20 protein-coding genes are annotated in these 24,382 nt (G+C 71.2%); 7 read left to right on the plus strand and 13 right to left on the minus strand.

What is annotated here, in order from left to right; genetic code table 11:
• Positions 1-247: 247 nt before the first annotated feature.
• The 4 genes from V6U90_RS00370 to V6U90_RS00385 all read right to left on the minus strand — a co-directional run bounded on the left by V6U90_RS00370 (position 248) and on the right by V6U90_RS00385 (position 5,147).
• Positions 248-1,303 (minus strand): threonine aldolase family protein, encoded by a 1,056-nt coding sequence (locus V6U90_RS00370; RefSeq protein WP_334430434.1) that lies wholly within the window; start codon positions 1,301-1,303, stop codon positions 248-250.
• On the minus strand, positions 1,296-2,702 hold the full coding sequence (locus tag V6U90_RS00375) for a class II 3-deoxy-7-phosphoheptulonate synthase (RefSeq protein ID WP_334430436.1): 1,407 nt from the start codon (positions 2,700-2,702) through the stop codon (positions 1,296-1,298). The genes V6U90_RS00370 and V6U90_RS00375 overlap by 8 nt, the downstream gene beginning before the upstream one ends.
• An 83-nt stretch (positions 2,703-2,785) precedes the next feature.
• Entirely contained in the window at positions 2,786-3,274 is a 489-nt protein-coding gene (locus V6U90_RS00380) for a hypothetical protein (protein ID WP_334430438.1), read from the minus strand.
• Positions 3,275-3,530: 256 nt separating this feature from the next.
• On the minus strand, positions 3,531-5,147 hold the full coding sequence (locus tag V6U90_RS00385) for a glycosyl hydrolase family 18 protein (RefSeq protein ID WP_334430439.1): 1,617 nt from the start codon (positions 5,145-5,147) through the stop codon (positions 3,531-3,533).
• Positions 5,148-5,351: 204 nt separating this feature from the next.
• On the opposite strand from V6U90_RS00385, the gene V6U90_RS00390 reads away from it, so the two are divergent.
• Positions 5,352-5,843, plus strand: coding sequence for a glutathione peroxidase (locus V6U90_RS00390; protein ID WP_334430440.1), 492 nt, complete (start codon positions 5,352-5,354; stop codon positions 5,841-5,843).
• Positions 5,844-5,891: 48 nt separating this feature from the next.
• Here V6U90_RS00390 and V6U90_RS00395 read toward each other — a convergent pair whose 3' ends face one another.
• Both V6U90_RS00395 and V6U90_RS00400 read right to left on the minus strand, forming a co-directional pair.
• The gene (locus V6U90_RS00395; RefSeq protein ID WP_334430442.1) at positions 5,892-6,323 is read right to left on the minus strand and encodes a DUF4259 domain-containing protein; all 432 of its coding nucleotides are present in this window, start codon (positions 6,321-6,323) and stop codon (positions 5,892-5,894) included.
• 830 nt (positions 6,324-7,153) lie between these two features.
• Complete coding sequence (locus tag V6U90_RS00400; protein WP_334430443.1) at positions 7,154-7,957, minus strand: SGNH/GDSL hydrolase family protein; 804 nt, start codon at positions 7,955-7,957, stop codon at positions 7,154-7,156.
• Between the two features lie 195 nt (positions 7,958-8,152).
• Between V6U90_RS00400 and V6U90_RS00405 the strand changes: the two genes are divergently transcribed.
• A complete protein-coding gene (locus tag V6U90_RS00405) occupies positions 8,153-9,340 on the plus strand; it encodes an endonuclease (protein ID WP_334430444.1) in 1,188 nt (395 codons plus the stop codon).
• A gap of 110 nt (positions 9,341-9,450) precedes the next feature.
• Here the strand turns inward: V6U90_RS00405 and V6U90_RS00410 are convergent, their stop codons facing one another.
• On the minus strand, positions 9,451-11,256 hold the full coding sequence (locus V6U90_RS00410; RefSeq protein WP_334430445.1) for a metallophosphoesterase family protein: 1,806 nt from the start codon (positions 11,254-11,256) through the stop codon (positions 9,451-9,453).
• Between the two features lie 224 nt (positions 11,257-11,480).
• Here V6U90_RS00410 and V6U90_RS00415 point away from each other — a divergent pair, with 224 nt between their 5' ends.
• Both V6U90_RS00415 and V6U90_RS00420 read left to right on the plus strand, forming a co-directional pair.
• The gene (locus V6U90_RS00415; protein ID WP_334430447.1) at positions 11,481-12,170 is read left to right on the plus strand and encodes an NADPH-dependent F420 reductase; all 690 of its coding nucleotides are present in this window, start codon (positions 11,481-11,483) and stop codon (positions 12,168-12,170) included.
• A 188-nt stretch (positions 12,171-12,358) separates the two neighbouring features.
• Positions 12,359-13,192 (plus strand): exonuclease domain-containing protein, encoded by an 834-nt coding sequence (locus V6U90_RS00420; RefSeq protein WP_334430448.1) that lies wholly within the window; start codon positions 12,359-12,361, stop codon positions 13,190-13,192.
• 79 nt (positions 13,193-13,271) lie between these two features.
• On the opposite strand, the gene V6U90_RS00425 is transcribed toward V6U90_RS00420, so the two are convergent.
• The 4 genes from V6U90_RS00425 to V6U90_RS00440 form a co-directional block, all read right to left on the minus strand.
• The gene (locus V6U90_RS00425) at positions 13,272-13,709 is read right to left on the minus strand and encodes a DoxX family protein (protein ID WP_334430449.1); all 438 of its coding nucleotides are present in this window, start codon (positions 13,707-13,709) and stop codon (positions 13,272-13,274) included.
• Between the two features lie 554 nt (positions 13,710-14,263).
• On the minus strand, positions 14,264-15,082 hold the full coding sequence (proC, locus tag V6U90_RS00430; protein ID WP_334430450.1) for a pyrroline-5-carboxylate reductase: 819 nt from the start codon (positions 15,080-15,082) through the stop codon (positions 14,264-14,266).
• Between the two features lie 196 nt (positions 15,083-15,278).
• Positions 15,279-16,307 (minus strand): 6-phosphofructokinase, encoded by a 1,029-nt coding sequence (locus V6U90_RS00435; protein ID WP_334430451.1) that lies wholly within the window; start codon positions 16,305-16,307, stop codon positions 15,279-15,281.
• 359 nt (positions 16,308-16,666) lie between these two features.
• On the minus strand, positions 16,667-17,161 hold the full coding sequence (locus tag V6U90_RS00440; protein WP_334430452.1) for a polyadenylate-specific 3'-exoribonuclease AS: 495 nt from the start codon (positions 17,159-17,161) through the stop codon (positions 16,667-16,669).
• A gap of 359 nt (positions 17,162-17,520) precedes the next feature.
• Between V6U90_RS00440 and V6U90_RS00445 the strand changes: the two genes are divergently transcribed.
• Positions 17,521-18,213, plus strand: a complete 693-nt coding sequence (locus tag V6U90_RS00445) for a Crp/Fnr family transcriptional regulator (protein WP_334430454.1) — start codon at positions 17,521-17,523, stop codon at positions 18,211-18,213.
• A 235-nt stretch (positions 18,214-18,448) separates the two neighbouring features.
• Here V6U90_RS00445 and V6U90_RS00450 read toward each other — a convergent pair whose 3' ends face one another.
• On the minus strand, positions 18,449-18,649 hold the full coding sequence (locus tag V6U90_RS00450; protein ID WP_208817181.1) for a hypothetical protein: 201 nt from the start codon (positions 18,647-18,649) through the stop codon (positions 18,449-18,451).
• A gap of 226 nt (positions 18,650-18,875) precedes the next feature.
• Here V6U90_RS00450 and V6U90_RS00455 point away from each other — a divergent pair, with 226 nt between their 5' ends.
• Positions 18,876-22,379, plus strand: coding sequence for an adenylate/guanylate cyclase domain-containing protein (locus tag V6U90_RS00455; RefSeq protein ID WP_334430851.1), 3,504 nt, complete (start codon positions 18,876-18,878; stop codon positions 22,377-22,379).
• A 26-nt stretch (positions 22,380-22,405) separates the two neighbouring features.
• Here the strand turns inward: V6U90_RS00455 and V6U90_RS00460 are convergent, their stop codons facing one another.
• The gene (locus V6U90_RS00460) at positions 22,406-23,125 is read right to left on the minus strand and encodes a lysophospholipid acyltransferase family protein (protein WP_334430455.1); all 720 of its coding nucleotides are present in this window, start codon (positions 23,123-23,125) and stop codon (positions 22,406-22,408) included.
• Positions 23,126-23,417: 292 nt separating this feature from the next.
• On the opposite strand from V6U90_RS00460, the gene V6U90_RS00465 reads away from it, so the two are divergent.
• Positions 23,418-24,263, plus strand: a complete 846-nt coding sequence (locus V6U90_RS00465) for a DUF308 domain-containing protein (RefSeq protein ID WP_334430456.1) — start codon at positions 23,418-23,420, stop codon at positions 24,261-24,263.
• Positions 24,264-24,382 lie beyond the last annotated feature (119 nt).

The raw sequence follows: 24,382 nt of genomic DNA on the forward strand, positions 1-24,382 counted from the left end.
TCCACGGGTTGATCATGAAGTTATTGTCTCGACACGCCGATAGCGGCGACAACAACTTCATGATCAACGCGAGTGGTCAGCGTCAACGCGAGTGGTCAGCGTCAACGCGAGTGGTCAGCGTCAACGCGAGTGGTCAGCGTCAACGCGAGTGGTCAGCGTCAACGCGAGTGGTCAGCGTCAACGCGAGTGGTCAGCGTCAACGCGAGTGGTCAGCGTCGATTCGGGTGGTCAGCATCAGGCCGGGTGGTCAGCGGCGCAGGATCGCGGTCAGTACCTCGATCGCCCGGTCCGTGCCGGCGTCGTCGACATCCAGGTGGGTGACCAACCGGACGGCACGCGGCCCCAGCACCGAGACCAGCACCCCCTCGGCCCGCGCGGCGGTGGCGAGCGTCGCCCCGTCGATCGGTGACTTCCGCAGGTCCAGGGGGACCAGGTTGGTCCGCACCGGCGTGGCGACCACCCCGAACGGGGCGAGCGCCTCGGCCAGCCGGGCAGCCCGGACGTGGTCCTCGGCCAGCCGGTCGATGTGGTGCCGCACGGCGTACAGACCGGCGGCGGCGAGGATGCCGGCCTGCCGCATGCCACCGCCCAGCCGCTTGCGGATCAACCGGGCCTCCGCGATGCGTTCCGCGCTGCCCAGCACCACGGAACCGACCGGGGCGCCGAGGCCCTTGGAGAGACAGACCGACATGGTGTCGAAAAGCCTGCCGTACTCGGCGAACGGCACGCCATCGGCGACGTGCGCATGCCAGATCCGGGCGCCGTCACAGTGCAGCGCGACCCCGGCGGCGTCCGCGATGCCGCGTAGCTGACGCAGGGTGGCCAGCGGGATCACCCCGCCCCCGCCCCGGTTGTGGGTCTGCTCGACGGCGATCGCCCGGGTCGCCACCGCCCAGTACCCGTCGGGCTGGATCATCGCCTGGACGGTCTCCGGGTCGAGGTCCGCCCCGGCCGCCGGCCAGGTACGCGTAGAGATTCCGCCGTACGCCGCAGCGGCGCCCACCTCGTAGGCGAGCACGTGCGCGTCGGCGTCGCAGAGCAGTTCCCCCGCCCGGGGTACCACCAGTTGCAGGGCGATCTGGTTGGCCATCGAACCGGTGGGAGCGAAGAGCGCCGCCTCGTGCCCGAACAGCGCCGCCACCTCGGCCTCCAGCGCCGCGACGGTCGGGTCCTCGCCGTAGACGTCGTCGCCGACCTCGGCGTCGACCATAGCCGCCCGCATGGCGGCGGTGGGCCGGGTGACGGTGTCCGAACGGAGGTCGACCGGTGGCTGCCCCCCGGCTGACCGCACCGGCTCAGCCACGGAGCATCTCCGCCACCAGGAAGGCCAGCTCCAGCGACTGCTGGGTGTTCAGCCGCGGGTCGCAGGCGGTCTCGTACCGGTCGGGCAGGTCGAGGTCGGCGATGCCCTGGGCGCCACCGAGGCACTCGGTGACGTCCTCGCCGGTCAGCTCGACGTGCAGACCACCGGGGTGGGTGTCCAGCCCCCGGTGCACCTCGAAGTAGCCGAGCACCTCGTCGACGATCCGGTCGAAGTGCCGGGTCTTGTAGCCGTTGGACGACTCGTGGGTGTTGCCGTGCATCGGGTCGCACTGCCACACCACCTTGGCTCCGGCGGCGGTGACCTTGGCAACGATCGGTGGCAACGCGTCGCGTACCCGGTGGTTGCCCATCCGGCTGATCAGGGTGAGCCGGCCGGGGATGTTCTCCGGGTTGAGCTTCTCGCAGAGTTCGAGCGCCTCGTCCGGGGTGGTGGTGGGGCCGAGCTTGACGCCGATCGGGTTGGCGATCCGGGAGATGAAGTCGATGTGCGCGCCGTCGATCTGCCGGGTGCGTTCACCGATCCAGAGGAAGTGCCCGGAGAGGCCGTACGCCCGGTTGCCGGAGACCCGGGTGAGCGCCCGGTCGTACTCCAGGGCCAGCGCCTCGTGCGAGCAGTAGAGGGTGACCGCGCGCAACGCCTCGTCGTCGGTCATCCCGCAGGCCCGGATGAACGCCATGGCTCGGTCTATCTCCCGGGCGATCGCCTCGTACCGCTCACCGGCCGGGGAGTTGCGCACGAAGCCCTTGTTCCAGTCGTGCACGGCGTGCAGGTCGGCCAGCCCGCCGGCCAGGTACGCCCGGAGCATGTTCATCGCGGCGGCCGAGTTGGCGTACGCCCGGATCATGCGCTGCGGGTCGGCGACCCGGGCCTCGGGCACCGCCTCCAGCGAGTTGATCATGTCGCCGCGGTACGCCGGCAGCCCACGCGCGTCGGTCGGCAGGGAGCGGGGCTTGGTGTACTGGCCGGCGACCCGGGCCACCTTGACCACCGGCAGCGAGGCCCCGTAGGTGAGCACGATCGCCATCTGGAGCAGGGTGCGGGCGTTGGCCAGCAGATGACTCTCGGTGTTGTCGGCGAAGGTCTCCGCACAGTCGCCGCCCTGGAGCAGGAACGCCTTGCCCTCGCAGACCAGGGCCAGCCGCTGGCGCAGCTCGTCGACCTCGTAGGGCGCGACGACGCTCGGCACGGTGTCGAGCACCTTGCAGACCTCGGCGACGACCGCCGGGTCCGGCCAGGGCGGGGTCTGGGCGCGGGGCAGCTCCCGCCACCGGTCCAGGCCGAGGGCGGCGTCCTCGGCGGAGTCGGCGGTGGGGCGGCTGGTCTTCAGGCCGGGGTTGTCCACTCCGGGGTAGCTGAGCTGGTGCCACTCTTGGCGCATGGCAGAAAGCGTACGGCGACGACGCGCGGAGCCGACCGTCGAGGTGGGTCGTTCCGGTCAGTGGGAGTACCGTCGACGCCCGGTCACCCGGTGCTGCTCGGGGTCGGCGCGGCGGCCGTCCCGACGGTCTCGCCGGAGATGCACCACTGCCCGGCGCTACGGGTGACGGTGAAGAGCAGCCCACTGCTGCGGGGCTTGCCGGCAACCGTCACGGTCACCGTGGCGGCCACCTGCTGCCCCCGCTCGGTGTCCCGGACCTCGGTGACGGCAGCGTCACCGACCGTGAAGTGGGTCGCGAAGTCGCCGTTCGGGCCGGTGGCCGCCGCGTCGAACGCCTCGTGCATGGGATCGCAGAGCTGGGCGCGACCGGCGGCCGGATCCTTGGCCTTCATCGCGTCGAGGTACGCCTGGACCCGCTCGCGGGCCCGGGTGGCCGCCTCCTCCACGGTGGGCCGGTCGTCGGCCGGCTCGTCCGCCGGGTCACCCCCGCCGAGGCCGCAACCGGCCAGGCCCACCGGCAGCGCCACCAGCACGGTGGCCAGGGCCACACGACGGATGCGGGGCACGCCCATCGGACCACTCCCTACTCAGCTGTCGGTACCGGTTCGGCCGAGTCTGACACATTGACCCACTCGCATTGATGTAAGGAAGGGCCCCTTCTTATCGCTTTCGGTATAGGAAGGGTCCCTTCTTAACGGGCGCGGATGCCACGCGGAGGGGGCCGGGCAGGTGCCCGGCCCCCTCCGTGGGATGTCCGTCGGTTGCGGCGCCGGCCCGGTCCGTCCCGTCAGCGGACCGGGCCGGCGTCGGCCCGTCAACGCCCCGGCCTCAGCCGAGACCACCCCGGATGGCGGTGATGAGTTCACCGTTACCGGTGTCTCCGGAGAGCTCCCAGAAGAACGCACCGCCGAGACCCTGGTTCTTGGCGTACGTCATCTTGCCGCCGATGGTCGCCGGGGTGTCGTAGCTCCACCAGTTGTTGCCGCAGAGGGCGTACGCGGTACCGGCGATGGTGCTGGTCGCCGGGCACTTGGTCTTGAGCACCTTGTAGTCCTCGATACCGGCCTCGTAGGTGCCCGGAGCCGCACCGGTGGCGCTGCCACCCGGCGCCGCCTGGGTGACCCCGGTCCAGCCCCGGCCGTAGAAGCCGATGCCGAGCAGGAGCTTGCTCGACGGGATTCCCTTGGCCTTCAGCTTCTGGATCGCCGCGTCGGACCAGAAGCCCTGCTGCGGGATACCGGCGTACGAGGTGAGCGGCGAGTGCGGAGCGGTCGGCCCCTGCGCGTTGAACGCACCGAAGTAGTCGTACGTCATCGGCATGAGCCAGTCGAGGTTGCCCGCCGCGCCGGCGTAGTCCGTGGCGTCGATCTTGCCGCCGCTGCTGCCGTCCGCGGTGATGGCGGCGGTGACCAGGTTGCCGGTGCCGAACTTGGCCCGCAGCGCCGCGATGACGTTCTTGAACGCGTTCGGGCCGCTGGAGTCGCAGGTGAGGCCGCAGGCGTTCGGGTACTCCCAGTCGACGTCGATGCCGTCGAAGACGTCCGCCCAGCGCGGGTCCTCGACCAGGCGGTAGCAGGAGTCGGCGAAGGCGGTCGGGTTCTGGGCCGCCTGGGTGAAGCCACCGGACCAGGTCCAGCCGCCGAACGACCAGATCACCTTCAGGTGCGGGTACATCCGCTTCAGCTTGCGGAGCTGGTTGAAGCTCCCCCGCAGCGGCTGGTCCCAGGTGTCCGCGACGCCGTCCACGCTGTCCGCGGCGGTGTACGCCTTCTCGTAGTCGGCGTAGCTGTCCCCGATGGTGCACCGCCCACCGGTGGTGTTACCGAAGGCGTAAAGGATGTGGGTGAGCTTGGCGGCCGAGCCGCTGGTGTGGATGTTCTTGACGTGGTAGTTCCGGCCGTAGACGCCCCACTCGGCGAAGTAGCCGACCACCTTCTTGCCACCCGGGTTGGGCGGCGGCGTGGTCGTCGGGGTGGGGGTGGGGGTGGGCGACGTGGTCGGGGTCGGCGAGAGGGTCGGGGTCGGCGGAGTGGTGGGCGTGGTACCGCCGCCGCAGGGCGCGCCGTTGATGGTGCAGTTCAACGGCGCGGCGTACGGGCCGGTGCCGTTGTAACCCCAGCTGAAGGAGGCGCCGGGAGCGAGCGGGCCGGCCCAGCTCTTCTTCACCGCGACGTAGTGGTTGCCGCTGCTGGTGACGTCGGCGTCCCAGAAGCTGCTGATCGTGGTGCCGGCGGGCAGGTCGAACTCGATGCGCCAGGTGCTCACCGAGGCGTCCGAGCTGTTGGTCACGGTCACATTGGCACCGTGCCCGGTACCCCAGTCCTGGGTCTTGGTGAAGGTCGCGGTAACGCTTCCGGCGCCGAGAGCCGAGGTCATCGGCACCGCGGCCATGGCCACCACGGCCACGGCACCGGCCCAGAAGGCCCGGCGGATCGATCTCTTCATGCGGCGTCTCCCTAATAGTTAGGAAACCTTCCAAAAAGTTAGTGAGACGCTACTCACGGGGTCATCAGTTCGTCAAGATGTCCATCTATCGATTCTTCGCCGATCCAAGATCGGCTCTGGCCTGCGAGGGGACCCGATCACCCGTCCGGACAAGGGTGGCGTGCGACCCGGAACCCGCCGCCTCCGGCGGGTAACCTCGCCCGCATGAGCATCTTCGACACCGAGATCGGCGCGCTGACCGGCGGCTCGGCCAACCTGGCCGCGTACCGTGGGCGCGCCCTGCTGGTCGTCAACGTCGCCTCGAAGTGCGGCCTGACCCCGCAGTACGCCGGACTACAGGCGCTCGCCGACAGGTACGCCGACCGCGGGCTGGTCGTGCTCGGGGTGCCCTGCAACCAGTTCGCCGGGCAGGAACCGGGCAGCGCCGACGAGATCGCCGACTTCTGCCAGGTGAACTACGGGGTGACCTTCCCGCTGACGGAGAAGGTGGAGGTCAACGGGCCCGGCCGGCATCCGCTCTACGCCGCGCTGGTCTCCACTCCGGACGCCGACGGGCACACCGGCGACATCCGGTGGAACTTCGAGAAGTTCCTGGTGGCACCGGACGGCGAGGTGGTGGCCCGGTTCGCGCCCACGGTCGAGCCAAACTCGACCGAACTGCGGACGACGATCGAGCGGGTACTGCCGGCCAGCTAGGAGCGGCCCGGCCAGGTAGGAGCGGTCTAGCCAGCGGACCCGGGTGTCCTACCGCCCGGCCGGGGTGCCCGACTCCAGGGCGGCCCGGATCGGCGCCAACTCGGCGATCAGGGCCGCCGAGCCGTCCGACTCGTCCCAGAGCTCCCGCAGCTCGGAGTCGGCGCCGAGGATCCGGTCGAGGGCCTGGACGGCGAGCGCCGGCACGTGCCCCGGCAGGTCGAGGTGCCCGCCCGAGGTGACGAAATCCGGGGCGTACGCCGAGTCGACCGGCGGACCGCCGGGCAGCTGACCGGCTACGATGGCGGCCGCCGCGACCGCCTTCGACGCCGGCCACGAGTCGAGGTAGTCCCGCTCGTCGACGACCTCCCGCAGGATCCGCTCGACCATCGCCGCTCGCGCCGCCGGCTCCGCGTCGTCGAGCGCACCGCACCAGTCCGCCGCCACGTCGTTGTCGAACGGTCCCGCAGCCCAGGTACCCACGGTCGGACCCGCCTTTCACCCGGATGATCGTGTGCCGCAGACCGTAGCGCACCCGTCCGACACGCCGGGCCGGCACCGGGGTGACCCGGCGCCGGGCAGGTCAACGGCCCGACCAGCGCCGGCCAGCACGGGCGCAGGTCGGCGGTGGACACGAGCAACCTCACCGAGCGCATCAAACAGGTGGGTCGGATCGAACCGCTGTCGAGCTGCTCCGTTCGTGCTGGCGCCGCTACCGCTGTCGCGGGCTTGACCACCACCGGCCGGCCACGGCTCCGACCGGGTACGACGTCAGGTTTGACCGTCGCCTCCCGACGCCCCTGCACGGAGCCGACCGGAACCTCGCGCCGCCGCCGGAGCCTGTCGCCATCCCTGGCCCGGTGGCACGCCGGCCCTGACTCCACGGCGCCCGGTGGCACGCCGGCCCTGACTCCACGGCGCCCGGTGGCACGCCGGCCCTGACTCCACGGCGCCCGGTGGCACGCCGGCCCTGACGCCCGGGTCGGGCGGTGTCCGGACGCCGCAGCAGGTGCGGATGTCCACGGGCGCGCTAGCGCAGACGGAGCAGCTCGAAAGGCCCGCCGTCCCCCACATCGCCCTCCCACCGGCCGTCGTCGGGCACCTCCCAAAAGCCCAGGTGGCGGACGATGCGGCAGGTGGTGAGGTGCGGACGGCGGGACCACCGCCGAGCGGTGCCACGTCGGCGAGGCTCCACAGCCGTACGACCGGCGGCCCCACCGCGCGGCGCGCACGGTGGGGCCCGGTGGACGGATCAGGCGCCCTGACGGATCAGGCACCCTGACGGATCAGACGTAATGGACAGGCGGAGCGGATCAGCCTGCGGCCGAGCGGAAGACCGGGTAGTACCCGCCGGACTGGCCGGCCGCCGTCGGGTGGTACGAGATGCCCAGGTTGAGGTAGTTCAGGGCGTGCAGCCACTTCTCACCGTAGCTGCAAAGCTGGTGCCCCACGAAGATCGACCGCACGTCGGCGAACTTGAAGCCCTTGGCGACCGCGGCGCTGCGGGTGATGTCGTCGACCAGGTTGATACCCTCGTTGATTTTGGCGCGCGAGGTGTCGCTGAGCCCGACGCAGAGCGTGTTGAGCTGGTAGAAGACCGGGTAGCCGAGGACCACCACGCGGGCGTTCGGCGCTCGGGTCTTGATTCCGTTGTAGACGTTCGAGAGCAGGCCGGGCAGCTGGTTGCGGGCCTTGACCATCGCCGCGTCGACCGCAGCGACACACTCGGTGGTGCCGTAGAGCACGCAGGTGGTCATGATGTTCGCGAAGCCGACGTCGTTGCCACCGACGCTGACGCTGACCAGGGTGGTGGTCGAGCTGAGCGCGGAGAGCTGGGTGTTGATGACGGTGGCCGTGGTGGCGCCCGAGCAGGCGACCGACCGGTAGGACGCGGGCCTGATGTTGGCCGCGTACAGCGCCGGATAGGCGTTGGTGCTGCGCTGACACGAGCCGCTCTCACTGGTGTAGCTTCCGGCGCCCACACCGGAGGAGTACGAGTCGCCGAGTGCGACGTAGTGGTCGGTGGCCGCTGCCTGGGCGGGAACCGCCAACGCGAGGGTGGCGCCGAGAGCCGCAGTCAGGCTCAGGGCGAGGCTTACGAGACGGGGTCTCCGCACGTCGCACTCCCGGGGGTTAGGAGGATGTGATCAGTGGGAGATAGATATCATTTAATAGTTGCAGATGGAAGGCTGTCGCTGTTTCTTTAGGGGTGCCAGGGGTCAAAACCTGACCCATCCGGACATCCCCGGTTCACCCTCCCTTGACGACGGACACCTTCTCGCGACACCGAACGTCGACTAGCATCGCCATCCATGAATATTGGGAGATCGGCGGGGACCCGCCGACGTCTGCTGCTGGCCTTCGCGCTGGCGCTCGTGGTCGGCGTACCCGTCGTGGCGGCATCCGCGTCGGCGGCCGCCGCCCTGACCGTGGCCCAGGCCCTCGGCGCCCAGGATGGACGGTCGGCGACGGTCACCGGGTACGTGGTCGGTCAACCGATCGCCTCGACCACGGTCATCAGATCGAACTTCACCGGCGACACCGCCATCGCGATCGCCGACTCGGCGGCCGAGACCAGCACCTCCCGGATGCTCTACGTCCAGGTGACCAGCGCCTACCGCAGCTCCTTCGGCCTGCTGACCAACCCTGGTCTGCTCGGCCGGTCGGTCACCGTCACGGGGATGCTCACCGCGTACTTCTCGCACGGCGGGTTGAAGGACCCGACGGCGATGACCCTGACCGGCACCACGCCCACCCCCACCCAGTCCCCCACCGCGAGCCCCAGCCCGACCGGCACCCCCGGCGGCGGGTACGACTCGACGTACTATGCCAGCGCGATCGGCAAGACCGGCACCAGCCTGCGCAGCGCCCTGCACAGCATCATCCGGACGCAGACGAAGCTGTCGTACGACCAGGTGTGGACGGCACTGAAGGACACCGACCAGGACCCGAACAACGCGAACAACGTCATCCTGCTCTACACCGGCCGGTCGCAGAGCAAGTCCAGCAACGGTGGCGGTGTCGACGACTGGAACCGGGAGCACGTCTGGGCCAAGTCGCACGGTGACTTCGGCACCACGACCGGCCCGGGCACCGACGTCCACCACCTGCGCCCGACCGACGTCACGGTCAACTCCACCCGGGGCAACAAGGACTTCGACATCGGCGGCACCCAGGTCGCCGAGGCACCGGGCAACTACACCGACAGTGACTCCTTCGAACCGCGCAACGCGGTCAAGGGCGACGTCGCCCGAATGATCATGTACATGGCGATCCGGTACGAGGGCAACGACGGCTGGCCGAACCTGGAGATGAACAACAACGTCAACAACGGCACGGCGCCGTACCACGGCCGAATGTCGGTGCTGTTGCAGTGGAACCAGATGGACCCGCCGGACGCCTTCGAGAAGCGCCGGAACCAGGTCATCTACGACCGCTGGCAGGGCAACCGCAACCCGTTCGTCGACCACCCGGAGTGGGCCGCCGCGATCTGGGGCTGAGCACCGGCCGGGGCCGAGTCCCGGTCGGAGCCGACCGAACCGGGGCCGACCGCCGCGCTGTCCCACCCCGGACCCGTACCCGGGGCGGGACAGCGTCCTGCGGCCACCCGTCAGGCCAGCGGAAACTCGTCGAACAGCACCACCGGGGAGTCCGGGGCGCGGGTGTCGAACCGGTAGGAGCGCACCACACCGGCTGCCGAGTCCAGCACGGAGAAGACCGTGATGTCGTTGCTGGCGACGTAGGGCAGCGGCCTGCCGGCGGCATCGGTGAGCGGGGCGATGGTCGGCACGACCGGGCTCAGCCCGCCCGGGTCACCCTGCCGGATGTGGTCGGGCTTGTCGGGCAGGTTGCGCGCCGCTCCCGAGGAGACGTCGTACGCGCCGTAGCTGTTGCCGACGTTCGACGTCTCCAACCAGTTCACCCCGGCCGCGTTGCGGAACCGGTTCCACAGGTGCGAGTGGCCGTTGTGCACCAGGTCCACCCCGGCCGACGAGAAGAGCGGCTCCAGATCGCGCAGGATGTGGTCGTCGGCGAGCGGGTACTCGTAGCTGACGGCGGTGACCGCGCCGGTGACCGGGTCCCGGGTGATCCGCTGGACCGGGTCGGTGAACGGGGGTGCCGAGTTGTCGCCGAGCCCGTGCCCCGGGTGGTGGTACATCACCACCCGGTACCTGGCCCGCCGCGCCTCGGCTGAGGCCAGCTCGCTCTCCAGCCACCGGTACTGCCGGGAGCCCCGCTTCACCGGCTCGAAGATGAACTGTCCGTAACCCCACCGGTCGGGGTCGGCCAGGTCGGCCTGCGCCTCCTGGAACTTGCCCCGCCCGGTCGGCGACGCCGACCGCCAGATCTGAGTCGCGAACAGGGTGACCAGGTGCACGTCCCCGATGGTCCGCGACCACCAGCGCGGGCCGCCGGCTGCGCTGCGCGGGTACGGGAACAGTTCCTCGTAGGTCGTCACGTCCCAGGACTGCTCGGCCAGCCAGGTCGCCTCGTCCACGCCCTGCGGCCGGTCACGCAGCCAGCGGGCGCGGGCCACCTCCACCGGGTGCGGATCGTTGAACTGGCTGTCCAGCCCGGCGGTGTCCGACCAGCGTCCCATCACCTCGTGGTTACCGATCGCCGGGAAGAGCGGCGTGTGCTGGAGCAGCGGGGCACCCCGGTAGGTCCGGCCGGCGATGGTCCGCCGGCCCCGCCCGGTCAGCCCGGCGAAGAACGCCAACCCGGTGGTGCTGTCGAACCACTCGCTGGCCCGGTCCGGCACGTTGACCAGGTCACCGGCGAAGAGCACGCCGTCCAGGCGTACCCCGACGGTCTCGGCGACCTTCTCCAGGTTGGCCGGGGTCATGGTCTTGAGCTGGTGGTCACTGGTGAGCAGCAGGCGTACCGGTGACCTGCGGGGTACCGCCGGAGCAAGGGTGTAGGCGGCGCTCACCGTGGCCCTCCCCCGGTGGTCCACCGAGACGACCCGGTACGGCGTCCGTCCGGCGCCCAGCCCGGTGACCCGGGCCAACTGCCGGTACACCGGCCGGTCCACCACGGCGCCGTAGGTACGGCCGGGTACCGCCGAGGCAGCGTCCTCCCGGGTCCGGCTCAGCCGGCGGGTCTCGGCCACCACCCGTCGCCAGCCCGGTCCGGAGCCGCGCTGGCCGGTGGCCGCGTCCAGGGCCGCCGGGTCGTCCATCCCGGTCACACCCGTACCGACCAGCACCACCTGGCCGGTGCCGGACTCCTCGGTGTGCCAGACCACGTACACGCTGGACGGTTGCGGATCCAGCAGGTAAGGCTCGCAGAGCAGCGGCCGGCCGCCCAGTCGCGGCGACGGTACCCCGGTGTCCACCTCGTCGTCGGGACCGGCGGCCGCAGGCTGCCCGGTCAAAGCGACGGTGGCGGTCGCCGCCGCGGTCCCGGCGAACACGCCGAGCACGGTTCGCCGGGAGACACTGGCGGACTGATCGTCCGCCGGATCAGTCGTGGAAAGTTCTGTCATGGCTGCGGAGTCAACCAAGTCCGGCTGGCGTCCTGCGCCCACCGAGGTGAACACCCGCCCGACTCCCGATGAAACCCCAGGTCATCGACGCATATGACATTCATCGCAGGGATCGGGGAATGTCAGGGCGTCAACCGGAGTTGGGGCGGGGCATGACAACTCTTGGACTGATCGGCAGCGGCAAGATCGGCGGCACGGTGGCCCGGCTGGCCGTGTCCGCCGGGTACGACGTGGTGTTGAGCAACTCCCGGGGACCGGAGACGCTGGCCGGGCTGGTCGACGAACTCGGTCCCCGGGCCCGCGCCGCCACCCCGGTGGAGGCCGCCGCAGCCGGTGATCTGGTGGTGGTGACCATCCCGCTGGCCGCCTACCGCAGCGTCCCGGTCGAGCCGCTCGCCGGCAAGATCGTCATCGACACCAACAACTACTACCCACAGCGCGACGGGCAGATCGCCGAACTGGACGACGAGTCGACCACCACCAGTGAGCTCCTCCAGCGGCACCTGCCGACGTCGAAGGTGGTCAAGGCGTTCAACAACATCTACTTCAAGCACCTGCTCGCGCTGCCCCGACCGGCGGGGGCCACGGACCGCAGCGCGCTGGCCATCGCCGGGGACGACCCGGCGGCCAAGGCCACGGTGACCACGTTCCTCGACGCGCTCGGCTACGACACCGTCGACGCCGGACCGCTCGCCGAGGGATGGCGGTTCCAGCGGGACACCGCCGCCTACGCGCACCTCTACTCGCGCAACCCCGACACCTGGGAGGGCGAGAAGCCGGTCGACGCGGCCACCGTCCGCGCCGCCTTGGCCGCCGCCCGCCGGTACGCCGACCTGCCCTGACCGGGCTGAGATGTAAGGCGGGGGCCCTTCCTATCGCTTTCGGTATAGGAAGGGCCCCCGCTTAACCAGCCAGGTATCCCCGCAACGCTGTGACGGCTTTCCGACAACAACTCGATACCGCCGGCACGATGATCAACCATGCAGGCTGCTACAAGATCACCCAGCCGATCGGTAGGAGCCCCTCCCCCGTGATCAACAGATACCCGGGCCGCTGCCAGACCTGTCAGCAACGCGTCGACGCCGGTGCCGGCCAGGCGCTCAAGGAAGACGGGCGCTGGAACACGTACCACCACGAGTGCGCCCCGGCGCGGATCGCACCGGCGCCTGGCGGCCACCCCGGTTGGCACGACCTGCCGCTGGTCGGCTTCGACGTCGAGGGCACCGACCCCGACCCGATGCGGACCCGGATCATCTCGGCCGCCCTGGTACACCGGGACGGGAGCCAGACGGACTGGCTGATCGACCCCGGGGTGCCGATCCCACCGGATGCGACCGACCGGCACGGCATCACCGACGAGCGGGTACGCGCCGACGGACGACCGGCCAGGGTGGCGCTCGCCGAGCTGCACGCCGCCGTGACCGGTCTGATCGCCGCCGGCACTCCGCTGGTCGCCTTCTGCGCGCCGTACGACGTGACCGCGCTGCACACCGAGCTGGCCCGGCACGGCCTGCCCCCGGTCGACTGGGGCCAGGCAGTCGTCATCGACCCGTCGGTCCTGCACCGGCAGGTGGAGCCGTACTGGTCCGGCCGGCGCCAGCTCGCCGACCTCTGCGCGTACTACCAGGTGAAGCTGACCAACGCCCACGAGGCGGCCAGCGACGCCCGTGCCGCCGCCGAGTTGGCGGCGGCCATCGCGGCGCGCCACGAGCGGATCGCCGGCATGCCGCTGGACGTGCTGCACAAGGCGCAGATCGACTGGTACGCGGAGCAGTCCCGCGACCTCCGGGCGTACTTCGACCGGCAGGGCCGGACCGAGACGGTCAGCCTGGAGTGGCCGCTGGAGACCCTGCCGCGTACCTGATCTGGTCGCGCCAGGGCCGACCGGATTCACCGGGGCGCCAGGTCGGTGACGGTCCACCGACCTGGCGCCCCGGTGCCGGTCAGGAGGTGGCGGCCAGTTCCGAACGGCGGGCCGGGCCGGTACGCCGGGCCAGTAGGCTGTCCAGCGCCCAGCGGCCGGGGCCGACGACGGCGATGAGCAGGAACGACCAGCAGAACAGGGTGGCCAGTTCACCGCCGTTGTTCATCGGCAGCAGCGAGCTCGGCTGGTGTACCACGAAGTAGGCGTAGGCCATCGAGCCGGAGCAGATGACGGCGGCGATCCGGGTACCGAGTCCGACCAGGACCAGCAGGCCCCCGACGAACTGGATCACAGCCGCCCACCAGCCCGGCCAGACGCCGAACTCGATGGCCTGCCCGCTGCCCCGGTTACCGCCGAAGACTCCGAAGAGCGAGGCCGCACCGTGCAGCACGAACAACAACCCCACGACCACCCGGAACAGGGTGATCACCGGGTCGGCGAGTCGGTTCGCAGTCACAGGAGGCACCTTTCCCTGGCTGACGACAGCCAGAACTGATGAGGAGAAGGCGGTGCCCGGTGCCATCAGCCCTTCCTGCATCCACCCCGGCAGATCCGTCGCCATGCCCGGTCGATAGAACGACGGCAGGATCGAGGTAAACTCTTTGACACCGCAAGCATTCCGCCACACCGGATATGACTTACTGATCGGGAGATGTCAATGGAAGCGGCGTTGACACTTCCCGCACCCACCGGTAGCGCCGGAACCATCCGCAGTGCCCCGTGCGCAGCGGCCGGGCCGGGCGGACCTCGACAGTGATCCCGCCAGGGCTCGTGGCGCATCCCGACCACGCGGCGACGCTATGCCAGTTTTGGTCGTTGTCACGCCAGGCGTAGGCGTACCAGGGCGTGGGAACCGGCCGTCCTGTCGGACGCCCCGCAGACCAGAGTCGCGGCGGGGCAGCGTCACGGGTATGCACAGGTGGACGCCAGCAGGGCCGGCTGCGGACGCCAGGTGTTAATAAGGGGCCCCTGCTCTACCGAAAGCGTTAAGCGGGGGCCCTTCCTTACACCTCAGTCGGCTTGGGCGGCCAGTTCGCGGGCGCGGTCGCGGGCCGCCTCCAGGGCGGCGAGCAGCGCGGCCCGGACGCCGTGGTTCTCCAGCTCACGGATGGCGGAGATGGTGGTACCGGCCGGCGAGGTGACCGCCTCGCGCAGCTTCACCGGGTGTTCGCCGGAGTCCCGCAGCATCACCGCCGAACCGATGGCGGTCTGCACGATCAGCTCGTGCGCGACCTGCCGGGGCAGACCGAGCAGGATGCCCGCGTCGATCATGGCCTCGACGAGCAGATAGAAGTAGGCCGGGCCGGACCCGGAGAGCGCGGTCACCGCGTCCTGCTGCGATTCCGGCACCCGGATGGTGGACCCGAGCGGCTTGAACATCTCCTCGGCCAGGGCCAGGTGCTCCCCGGTGGCGTGCGCCCCGGCGGAGATCGCGCTCATCGCCTGGTCGACCAGGGCGGGCGTGTTGGTCATCACCCGGACCACCGGGGTGCCCTCGGGCAGCCGCCGGGCGAAGAAGGTGGTCGGCAGACCGGCGCAGAGCGAGATGACCAGCTTGTCGGCGGGCACCTTGGGGCCGATCTCGTCGAGCAGCGCGCCGGCGTCCTGCGGCTTGACTGAGACGGCGAGCACCTGCGCCTCGTTGACGGCGGTGAGGTTGTCCACCACCCGTACCCCGTACCGGGTGGCCAGTTCCTCCGCGCGGGACTGCCGCCGCGCGGTCGCCAGCAGCTTCGCCGCCGGCCAGCCGGCCCGCAGCAGCCCGGAGAGCATCAGCTCACCGATCTTGCCGGCGCCGATCACCGCGACCGTGGGTGTACCCGGTGCCATCCCCGCCTGCCCTTCCCACGTGCCCGATCGTCTGGCCGTCCGACGTACCCGCCGGGCGCCCGCACCCGCCCCCGCAGTCCGCAACACCGGTCGGGCGCCACCATCGGGTGACGCCCGACCGCAGGCGGAAGCCGCCACGTCCGCGCCGGCGTGTCCCCGCCCGGAGCCGGGGGGAACACGCCGGAGGCGGGCGGCGTCAGCTACCGAAGAAGACCTCGGCCTCTTCGTAGCGCTCCAGCGGCACGGTCTTCAGCTCGCGGGTCGCCTCGGCGAGCGGCACCCGGACGATGTCCGTGCTCTGCATGGCGACCATCTTGCCCCAGTCACCCTCGTGCGCGGCGTCGATCGCCTGGAGCCCGAGCCGGGTGGCGAGCACCCGGTCGAAGGCGGTCGGGGTGCCACCGCGCTGGATGTGGCCGAGAACGACGGTCCGGGCCTCCTTGCCGGTCTTGGCCTCGAGCTGCTCGGCGAGCCACTGGCCGATGCCGCCGAGGCGGACGTGGCCGAAGGCGTCCAGCTCCTGGTTGTGCAGCACCATCTGACCGTCGAGCGGCTGGGCGCCCTCGGCGACCACCACGATCGGGGCGTACTGGTGCTGGAAGCGCTTCTCGACGTAGCCGGCCACCTGCTCGACGTCGAACTGCCGCTCCGGAAGCAGGATCACGTTGGCGCCACCGGCGAGACCGGCGTGCAGGGCGATCCAGCCGGCGTGCCGGCCCATCACCTCGACGACCAGGGTGCGGTGGTGGCTCTCCGCCGTGGTGTGCAGCCGGTCGATCGCCTCCATCGCGATGTTGACCGCGGTGTCGAACCCGAACGTGTAGTCGGTGGCGCCGAGGTCGTTGTCGATGGTCTTCGGCACGCCGACCACGTTGACACCCAGCTCGTGCAGCTTGGTGGCGACGCCGAGGGTGTCCTCGCCGCCGATCGCGATGAGCGCGTCCACGCCCTGCGCGGCCAGGTTGTCCTTGATCCGCTCGACGCCGTTCTCAATCTTGAACGGGTTGGTCCGCGAGGAGCCGAGGATGGTGCCACCGCGCGGCAGGATGCCCCGCACCTCCGCGATGCCCAGCGGCTTGCTCAGGCCCTCCAGCGGGCCCTTCCAGCCGTCCCGGAAACCTACGAACTCGTGACCGTAGCTGGCGACGCCCTTACGGACCACCGCCCGGATTACTGCGTTGAGACCTGGGCAGTCGCCACCGCCGGTGAGCACGCCGATACGCATGATCTGCTCATCCTCCTGGAGCTTCAGGTAAGCCCGTTCAAGCCCCAGGATAAGAGTCAGGTCAGACCGTCGGCGCCATTGCCGGCCCGGGGCGGGCCGTCACTGCGAACTGTAGTAGCCCTGCTCGGGCGACGACAGCGCGCCCCGGGGTAACGGCACCCGGTCCGTACCCGACTGTCCGGCTGTCCGGCCACCTCGGCCCGTCTGCCGGGTTCACCCGGTCGGCTCCGCCTCGCGTGCGTACCTGGTCGATGCTCGCCGCCCGGCGACATCCGGACAGATCGGTCAAAACGGCTCTAGCCGGCAGTTTTCCCTATAGATCGCCGGAAACGGGAGGCCGACCGGAACGGGCGCCCCGGTCAGCGGGTCATCGCGCGCCAGCGGGCGAGGTTGTGCCGGGCGTCGACCAGCGCGTCGTGCCGGTCGGCGGCAGCATCGGGCAACGGCGGACAACCCCGGTCGTCCCAGAGTTGCCGGAGGTCCTTGGTGAACCGGGGGATCTCCCGGGGCAGTGCCGGCATCGCTCCCCACAACTGGGCCAACGCGACGTGGTCGTACGCCGCGTACCAGGCCCAGAGCTCCAGCTTCTCGCCCGGCCGGTCACGGACCGGTTCCAGCAGGAACTCGTAGAGATCGTCGCGGATCCGCTCGCGGGAGCGCCAGGCCGGGTCGGCCGGCGAGGGAAGCCGGTTGAGCACGTTGCGGCGGACCCAGGGGACCGCGCGGGAGTCGTCGAACTGGGTGGAGACCGCATAGAACTCACGGCCGTACTCGTCGACGACACCGATGGAGACCAGGTCGACGATCCGACCGTCCTCGATGAACTCACAGTCGTAGAAATAGCGGTAAACCATCACCGCCATCCTGGTCCACGCCTGGGTGGACCGGTACGGCGGGGGCGCAAGTCCCCCCGCCGCGGCCGGCCGGTGTAGCCCCGATGCCCTCCACCGACCGGCCGCGGCCCCCCGCGACCTGAGACCCGCCGTGCCCCCGTACGGCCCCCACCCAGCAGCGGCTCTCCTGTTCAGAATGGCGGCTTCCGCAGCTCATGACTGTCACGGAAGTGATTTGAGGGGTGTACAGCACGCGACACGACCGTCATGATCTGATGTGTACCGCTACCGGCAGGTGACCGGTGTCAGTTCACCCCCGCGACGGCCGACGGCCGGCCGGGCGGCGGGATGTGGTTTTCAAACCGGGGAGGGGTTGGGCCGTGGAGGTTCGCCTGCCGGAGCCGGGAGATGCGCTCACGGGTGTCGAGATGTTCGCGGGTCTGGAGCCGGAGGTGCGCCAGCGGGTGATCGCCGCAGCGGTGCCCCGGACGTACCGGAAGGGCCAGTTGCTCTTCGTGGAGAACGACCCCGGCGAGTCCCTCATCGTGCTGCGCCGGGGCGCGGTGGCGGTGTTCCGGACGGCCCCGACCGGCGAACGCGCGGTGCTGTCGGTCGTCCGACCGCCCGATGTGCTCGGTGAGGTGTCGCTGCTCGACGCGTCCACCCGGTCCGCGTCCGCCGAGGCCATCGAGGACTGCACCGCGCTGGCGCTGTCCCGGGGCGCGTTCATGGAGCTGGTGCACTCCAACCCGCGCATCCTGGACGCGGTGATGCGGTCGCTCGGCGGGCTGATCCGCCGGCTCACCGAGCAGAACGCCGACCATGTCTTCCTCGACCTGCCGGGTCGGGTGGCCAAGACCCTGGTCCGGCTCGCCGGGGAGAGCCAGGCGCCGATGATCACCATCGAGTTGAACCAGAGCCAGCTCGCGGAGATGGCGGGCGGCTCGCGGCAGAGCGTCAACCAGGCGATCGGCTCGTTCGCCAGCCGGGGCTGGCTGCGTACCGAGGGACGACGGATCGTGGTGACCGACGTGGCCGCCCTGCGCCGCCGGGCGGGCATGAACGACCGCTGACCCGGGAGCCCGGTCGACAGCGGCACCTGGTCTGCGGTCTGCGGCCGGTACCGCAGCGTACCCGCCCGGTCGGGCGCGCAGAGCCGGCCGTGGAACGCGTTCCGCAGCGGCGTCCGACCACCGGCGACGGAGGTCAGCCGGTTGCTGGCCGCCGACGGGCCGGCAACCGGAACGTGCGGTGAAAACAGAACGTCCCGCAGGCCGGGTGGTCTGCGGGACGGATGCTGTGGGTCGATCAGGGGGTGGTGCTGGTCGGCCCCGCCCAGTCGGTGCCGTCCTGGCCGCCGGTCGGGCCGGCCCAGTCGGTGCCCTCACCGACGATGCCCTGCGCCTGTAGCTGCGCGAGCGTCGCGGCGTCCACGTCGACCATCTCCCCGGCCGCGTGGTCGACCCCGTCAGCGTCGGTCCACTCCCCGTCCAGCCGAACGTAAACCATGGATGTGTCTCCCTACAGGTGATCATTCACTCGGTTGCCTGACTGTAGCTTCCGGCTGACACGATCAACCGGCCGAACGAGTGTCCGTTAGCCAACAGCCCGGTTCCCGACAGTGTGCGCTGATAGCGATACTCGGACCTGGTGACCGCCAGGTCGCCCGCATCCGATCCAATGGCATCCACCGGCGTCGCGTCGGCCCGCCGGTCCGCGAGAGCAGGAGGACGGCATTCGCGCTCCCTGTGCCCAGTGCGGTCGGAACCCCGCTCCCGACGACCGCTTCTGCGGCGGCTGCGGGACGGAGCTGGCCTCGGCCTGCCCGCACTGCGGCTACTCGCTCGCCGCTGACGCCGCCTTCTGCACCTCGTGCGGCAAGCCACGCACGGCGGGGGCCCCGCCGGCCGGGACGCCGCAGGAGGACCGGCGTCGGGTCAGCGTGCTCTTCGTCGACCTGATCGACTTCACGCCGTACGTGGAACGGGCCGACCCGGAGCTGGTCCGGGGCATGCAGACCGGCTTCTTCTCTGCCGCCCGCCGGGTCGTCGGGCAGTACGGCGGGGTGGTGGAGAAGTACATCGGGGACGCGGTGATGGCGTTGTTCGGTGCACCGGTGGCCACCGAGACCGACGCGTTGCGCTGTGTCCGGGCGGGTCTGGAGCTGCAACGGGTGCTGACCCGGTTCGCGCCGACCGGGGCCGACCAGCTCCGCTTCCGGGTCGGGGTGGCCACCGGGGAGGCGCTGGTGGACGTGGCCGCCGCCCGGGACGGTGGGCAGGCGATCGTCGCCGGTGACGTGGTGAACACCGCCTCCCGGATGCAGTCGGTGGCGCCGCCCGGCGGGGTGCTGGTGTGCGGCAACACGTACGCCCTGACGAAGAACGCGATCCGCTACGACGAGCAGCCGCCGGTGACCCTGCGCGGGCGCTCGTCGCCGACCGAGGTGTGGCTGGCCCGGGAGCCGGTGCAGGCCCAGTACCCGGACCGGGAGTCCGACGCGACCCCGCTGATCGACCGGGAACACGAGCTGGGGTTGCTGGTCAACGCCCTGCACCGGACGATCCGGGAGCAGGTGCCGCAGGTGGTGACCCTGTTCGGCCGGGCCGGGATCGGCAAGTCCCGGCTGGTCCGGGAGCTGTACCGGCACACCGAGCGGCTGGTGGACGACCCGTTGACCTGGCGTACCGGCCGGTGCCCGCCGTTCGGGGAGAACGTCACGTTCGCGGCGCTGGCCGACATCGTCAAGGCCGAGGCGGGCATCCTGGACACCGACCCGGCCAGCGTGGCGGTGGACCGGCTGGCGGCGGCGGTGGGTGGGCTGGTGGGTCCGGCCGAGGCGGACCGGCTGGTGGACACGATGCGCCCGCTGATCGGGTTGCCCGGTACGCCGTTGCCGCCGGAGGAGACCGAGTCGGCGTGGCGGCGGTTCCTGGTGGCGCTGGCCGCCCGGCGTCCCACCGTGCTGGTCTTCGAGGACCTGCACTGGGCCGACGAGGCGATGCTGCGCTTCGTCGAGCTGCTCGGGGCCTCCGCCCGGGACGTGCCGCTGCTGGTGCTCTGCACCGCACGGCCCGAGCTGGTGGACCGGGACCCGAGCTGGGCGGGGACGATGACCGGCTCGTTGACCATCACCCTGCCGCCGTTGCGCAACACCGGCATCGCCTCGCTCTACCAGCACATGTTCGGTGCGACGGCGTTCCCGTCGGAGATGCTGGCGCCCCTGGTCGAGGTGGCCGACGGCAACCCGCTCTACGCGCACGAGTACGTGCGGATGCTGATCGAGCAGGGTGCGCTGCGCCAGTCGGGGCGGGGCTGGTCGCTGGAGAAGCAGAGCGACCTGCCGATGCCGGACAGCGTGCACGCGGTCATCGCCAACCGGGTCGACCTGCTCGACGCCTCCGACCGTACCGTCCTGCTGGCCGCGTCGGTGGTGGGGATGCAGTTCTGGCCGGGGGCGGTGGCCGCCGCGCTGGGCCGCCCGGTCGAGTCGGTGGAGCGGGCGCTGCGCCGGCTGGAGCAGCGCGACTTCGTCCACGAGCAGCGCTCCTCGGTGATGGCCGGGCAGCCGGAGTACCGGTTCCGGCACATCCTGGTCCGGGACGTCTGCTACCAGCGGCTGCCGCGTACCGAGCGGGTGGCCCGGCACGAGCGGACCGCCGACTGGCTCGACGCGCTGTCCCGGGGGCGGGACACCGACCTGGCCGAGGTGCTGGCGCACCACCGCTGGGCGGCCCACGAGATCGCCCGCACCCTCGGGGTGGACACCGACCAGTACGCCCCGGCGGCCCGGGAGGCGCTGCACCGGGCGGCCCGGCGGGCGTACGCGCTGCACGCCCTGGACGCGGCGGCCAGCCACGCCGGTCGGGCGCTGTCCCTGGCCGACGACGTCGACGACCCGCTGGGCCGGTTGCAGCTGGAACTGCTGAGCACGGAGATCTCGTTCCACCGGGACGGGCCCGCCTTCCTCTCCGGAGGCGGCACCGGACAGTTGACCGCGCTGGCCGACCGGCTGCTGGCGCACGGCGACCAGGCCTGCGCGGCCCGGGCCTGGACGCTGCTCGGCCAGGCCGCCTGGTTGCGGGCCGACCGGGACACCGCGCTGGCCTGCCTGGACCGGGCGGTGAAGCTCTTCGACGGCCTGCCGGACACCCAGCCGAAGGCCGACGCGTACGCGGAGCTGGGCCGGCTGCACATGCTCAACTACGAACGGGACCCGGCGATCGCGGCGGCCGGTACGGCGGGCGCCATCGCCCAGCGGCTCGGGCTGGTGGAGACCCAGACCAACGCCCGGATCACCGTCGCGGCGGCCCGCTACCAGGCCGGCGACCGTGGCGGCCTGGACGAGCTGCACGCGGCCACCGAGTTCTGCCGGATCCACCAGCTCTTCGCGCTGCCCCGGGCGGTGCAGAACCTCGCCTACGCGCTGCGCGAGGAGGGCGACTGGATCCGCTCCCGCGAGCTGCTCGGCACGGTCGAGGGCGGTACCGCGCTGACCACCGGTTACTCCAACGAGGCGATGCGCGCCTACTTCGACGGGGACTTCGGTCGGCTGCTGACCGCCGCCGACGCGTTCGTGGACACGCCGAGCGGTCGCTGGGACATGCAGGTCCGGGGACTGCGGGCCTGTCTGCGGGTACTGCGCGACGAGCCGGTACCGGGGGTCGCAGGTGAGCCAGGCGACGGGCGCGACGACGTGACCGAGGCGCTGGAGACCGCCCGACGCAGCGGTTTCCACCGGGTGCACTGGACCATGGTGGGGCTGGCCGCGTTCTGCCGGGCGTTGCAGGGCCGGTACGCCGAGGCCGACGAACTCCTCGACGAGCTGGCCACCTCCTGGTCCGGGGTACCCGCCCTGGCCAGCGGCGAGTGGGTCAGCGCAGCCGCGTACGCCGCCGCCCTGACCGGCCGGGACGCGGCCGTGCGGGTGCGCGGCATGCTGGACCGGGTCGGACACCGCACCATCTGGGCCGACGCGGCGATGCAGACGGTGACCGCGGCGCTGGCCGGAGCCGACGGCGACCACGACCGGGCCGCCCAGCTGCACGCCGCCGCCGCCAAGCTGTACGCACACATCCCGGACACCACCGACCAACTGCTGGCGCTGGCCCTGGCCGCCGGTGAGCTGGCCCGGGCCGGTGCGGTGACCGCCGCCGCGCAGGCGGTGGCCGAGGTACGCGCCTTCGCCGACCGCAACCGGGCACCGGGGCTGCTGCTCCTGGCGAGGGCCGCCGGCTGAGGCCGGCCGGCGGCGCCCCGCGACGGTCAGGCGGCGAGCCGACCGGCGGAGACCGCCGGGGCCTGCTCCTCGGCCTGCTGGTTCTTGACCTTCTGGGCGTACATGTCGACGTACTCGCGGCCGGAGAGTTCCATCAGCTCGTACATGATCTCGTCGGTGACCGCCCGCTCCACGAACCGGTCGGCGGCGAGACCGGCGTAGCGGGAGAAGTCCAGCGGGGCGCCGAACCGGATCCGGACCCGCTTGATCTTCGGGATCAGCTTGCCGGGCGGCTGGATCTCGTCGGCGTTGAGCATCACCACCGGGATGACCGGGGCACCGCTGACCAGGGCCAGCCGGGCCACGCCGGTCTTGCCCCGGTAGAGCCGGCCGTCCGGGGATCGGGTGCCCTCCGGGTAGATGCCGGCGAGGTTGCCGGCCCGGAGCACCTCGAGCTGCGTGTCGAGGGCGGCCTGCGCGGCCCGGCCCCCGGAGCGGTCGACCGGGATCGTCCCGGTACCGACGAAGAACTGTCTGGTCAGCCAGCCCTTGAGCCCGCGGCCGGTGAAGTACTCGGCTTTGGCAACGAATGTCACTTTTCGCTTGACGATCAACGGCATGAAGATCGAATCCGAGAAGGACAGGTGGTTGCTGGCCAGGATGGCGGCGCCCGAGTCGGGAACGTGCTCCCTCCCCTCGACCTGAGGTCGGAAGATCAGCCTCAGCCAGGGGCCGAGGATGATGTACTTCATCAGCCAGTACAGCACCGGTGTCCTTCCCGAGAGATGCCCGCGTTCCCGCCGGCCGGCGGTCCGGGCCAGGTCACGAGCCGGTGGACCGACGACCCGACGCGGACGGACGGGCGGAACTGTCGGCAATGAGCCTACGAACCGGGTACGCCGCGCCACAACGCACTCCCGGAACCGGCCACCGTCGTGTCACGATTCATGCACGGCGTACGGGTGACGTCCGGTCGCCCCCACGCCGGCCGCGTGGTGCCACGTCGCGGCGACCGGGTCGGGGTGGGGGCGCGCGTGCGCCGGGTGAGGAGGAAGTCCGGTGTCAGCGGGTGGGGCACGCCGGGGTCGGCGGGACAACGGGCTCGACGCGACGGAGTACGCCGTCGCCGGTGACGTGGACCCCCGGGTCGGTGAACACCTGCTGGACGTCCTCGCCGCCGGCGGGATCGCCGCCTATCTCCAACCGTCGGCCGACCTGAACCCGGTGACCCGCACCACCACCGTCCCGGCCCGGCCGGTGGACCGGCTCTACGTCGACCGGTCGCACCTGACCACCGCCCGGGACTACCTCAGCCAGCTCGCCGACGGCGACCGGCCGGAGCAGCCGGCACCCCCCGCCGAACCGGACATCGACGCCGAGTGGGCCCGGATCATCGCCGGGTACCACACCGCCCCGACGGGTGGGACCGTGCCGTGGCCGACCGCCGAGGACATCACCCCGGACAGCCCCCGCGCCGCCACCGACCCGTCGCCGACCGGGCGCGGCGGCAGCGACGAGGGCGGCGCCACCACCACGGGCGTACGCCGGCTGCCGTTCGCCGCCGACATCTCCGGCGTCTCGGTCACCCGGGACCGGTCCGACGGCTCGCTGCTGGACGGGCTGGACACCTTCGGCGCCGACCTGCCCGACGACTCGGACGAGGGCTACACCCCGCCGCCGCCACCGCCACTGCCGCAGGTCTCCAAGTACGCGGTGGCCGGCGTACTGGCGATCACCGTGGGCTTCGCGCTCTTCGTCTTTCCCGAGCTGCTGCCGGTGGACCGGGCGGTGGCCACCCTGCTCGGCTTCACCGGCATCCTGTCCGGCTTCGTCACGCTGGTGTGGCGGCTGCGTCCCGGGGACGAGGAGGACGACGACGACCCGGACAACGGCGCGGTGGTCTGATCCGGACAACCGTGTCCACCGACCGCATCGCGGGACGGGATCCCGCCCCACCCCGTTGGTAACACTGGTGTAACTTACCGTCAGTAGGAATACGGCTGCACGTCACTCCCCTCCCGGAC

The organism is Micromonospora sp. CPCC 206060, assembly GCF_036906895.1.
Classification (GTDB): domain Bacteria; phylum Actinomycetota; class Actinomycetes; order Mycobacteriales; family Micromonosporaceae; genus Micromonospora.

Excerpts from the sequence above, each read along its gene's own strand:
- V6U90_RS00380 (WP_334430438.1), bottom strand. The coding sequence starts at position 3,274 with ATGGGCGTGCCCCGCATCCGTCGTGTGGCCCTGGCCACCGTGCTGGTG.
- proC (WP_334430450.1), bottom strand. The coding sequence starts at position 15,082 with ATGGCACCGGGTACACCCACGGTCGCGGTGATCGGCGCCGGCAAGATC.
- V6U90_RS00440 (WP_334430452.1), bottom strand. The coding sequence starts at position 17,161 with ATGGTTTACCGCTATTTCTACGACTGTGAGTTCATCGAGGACGGTCGG.
- V6U90_RS00450 (WP_208817181.1), bottom strand. The coding sequence starts at position 18,649 with ATGGTTTACGTTCGGCTGGACGGGGAGTGGACCGACGCTGACGGGGTC.
- V6U90_RS00375 (WP_334430436.1), bottom strand. The coding sequence starts at position 2,702 with ATGCGCCAAGAGTGGCACCAGCTCAGCTACCCCGGAGTGGACAACCCC.
- V6U90_RS00385 (WP_334430439.1), bottom strand. The coding sequence starts at position 5,147 with ATGAAGAGATCGATCCGCCGGGCCTTCTGGGCCGGTGCCGTGGCCGTG.
- V6U90_RS00435 (WP_334430451.1), bottom strand. The coding sequence starts at position 16,307 with ATGCGTATCGGCGTGCTCACCGGCGGTGGCGACTGCCCAGGTCTCAAC.
- V6U90_RS00405 (WP_334430444.1), top strand. The coding sequence starts at position 8,153 with ATGAATATTGGGAGATCGGCGGGGACCCGCCGACGTCTGCTGCTGGCC.
- V6U90_RS00415 (WP_334430447.1), top strand. The coding sequence starts at position 11,481 with ATGACAACTCTTGGACTGATCGGCAGCGGCAAGATCGGCGGCACGGTG.
- V6U90_RS00390 (WP_334430440.1), top strand. The coding sequence starts at position 5,352 with ATGAGCATCTTCGACACCGAGATCGGCGCGCTGACCGGCGGCTCGGCC.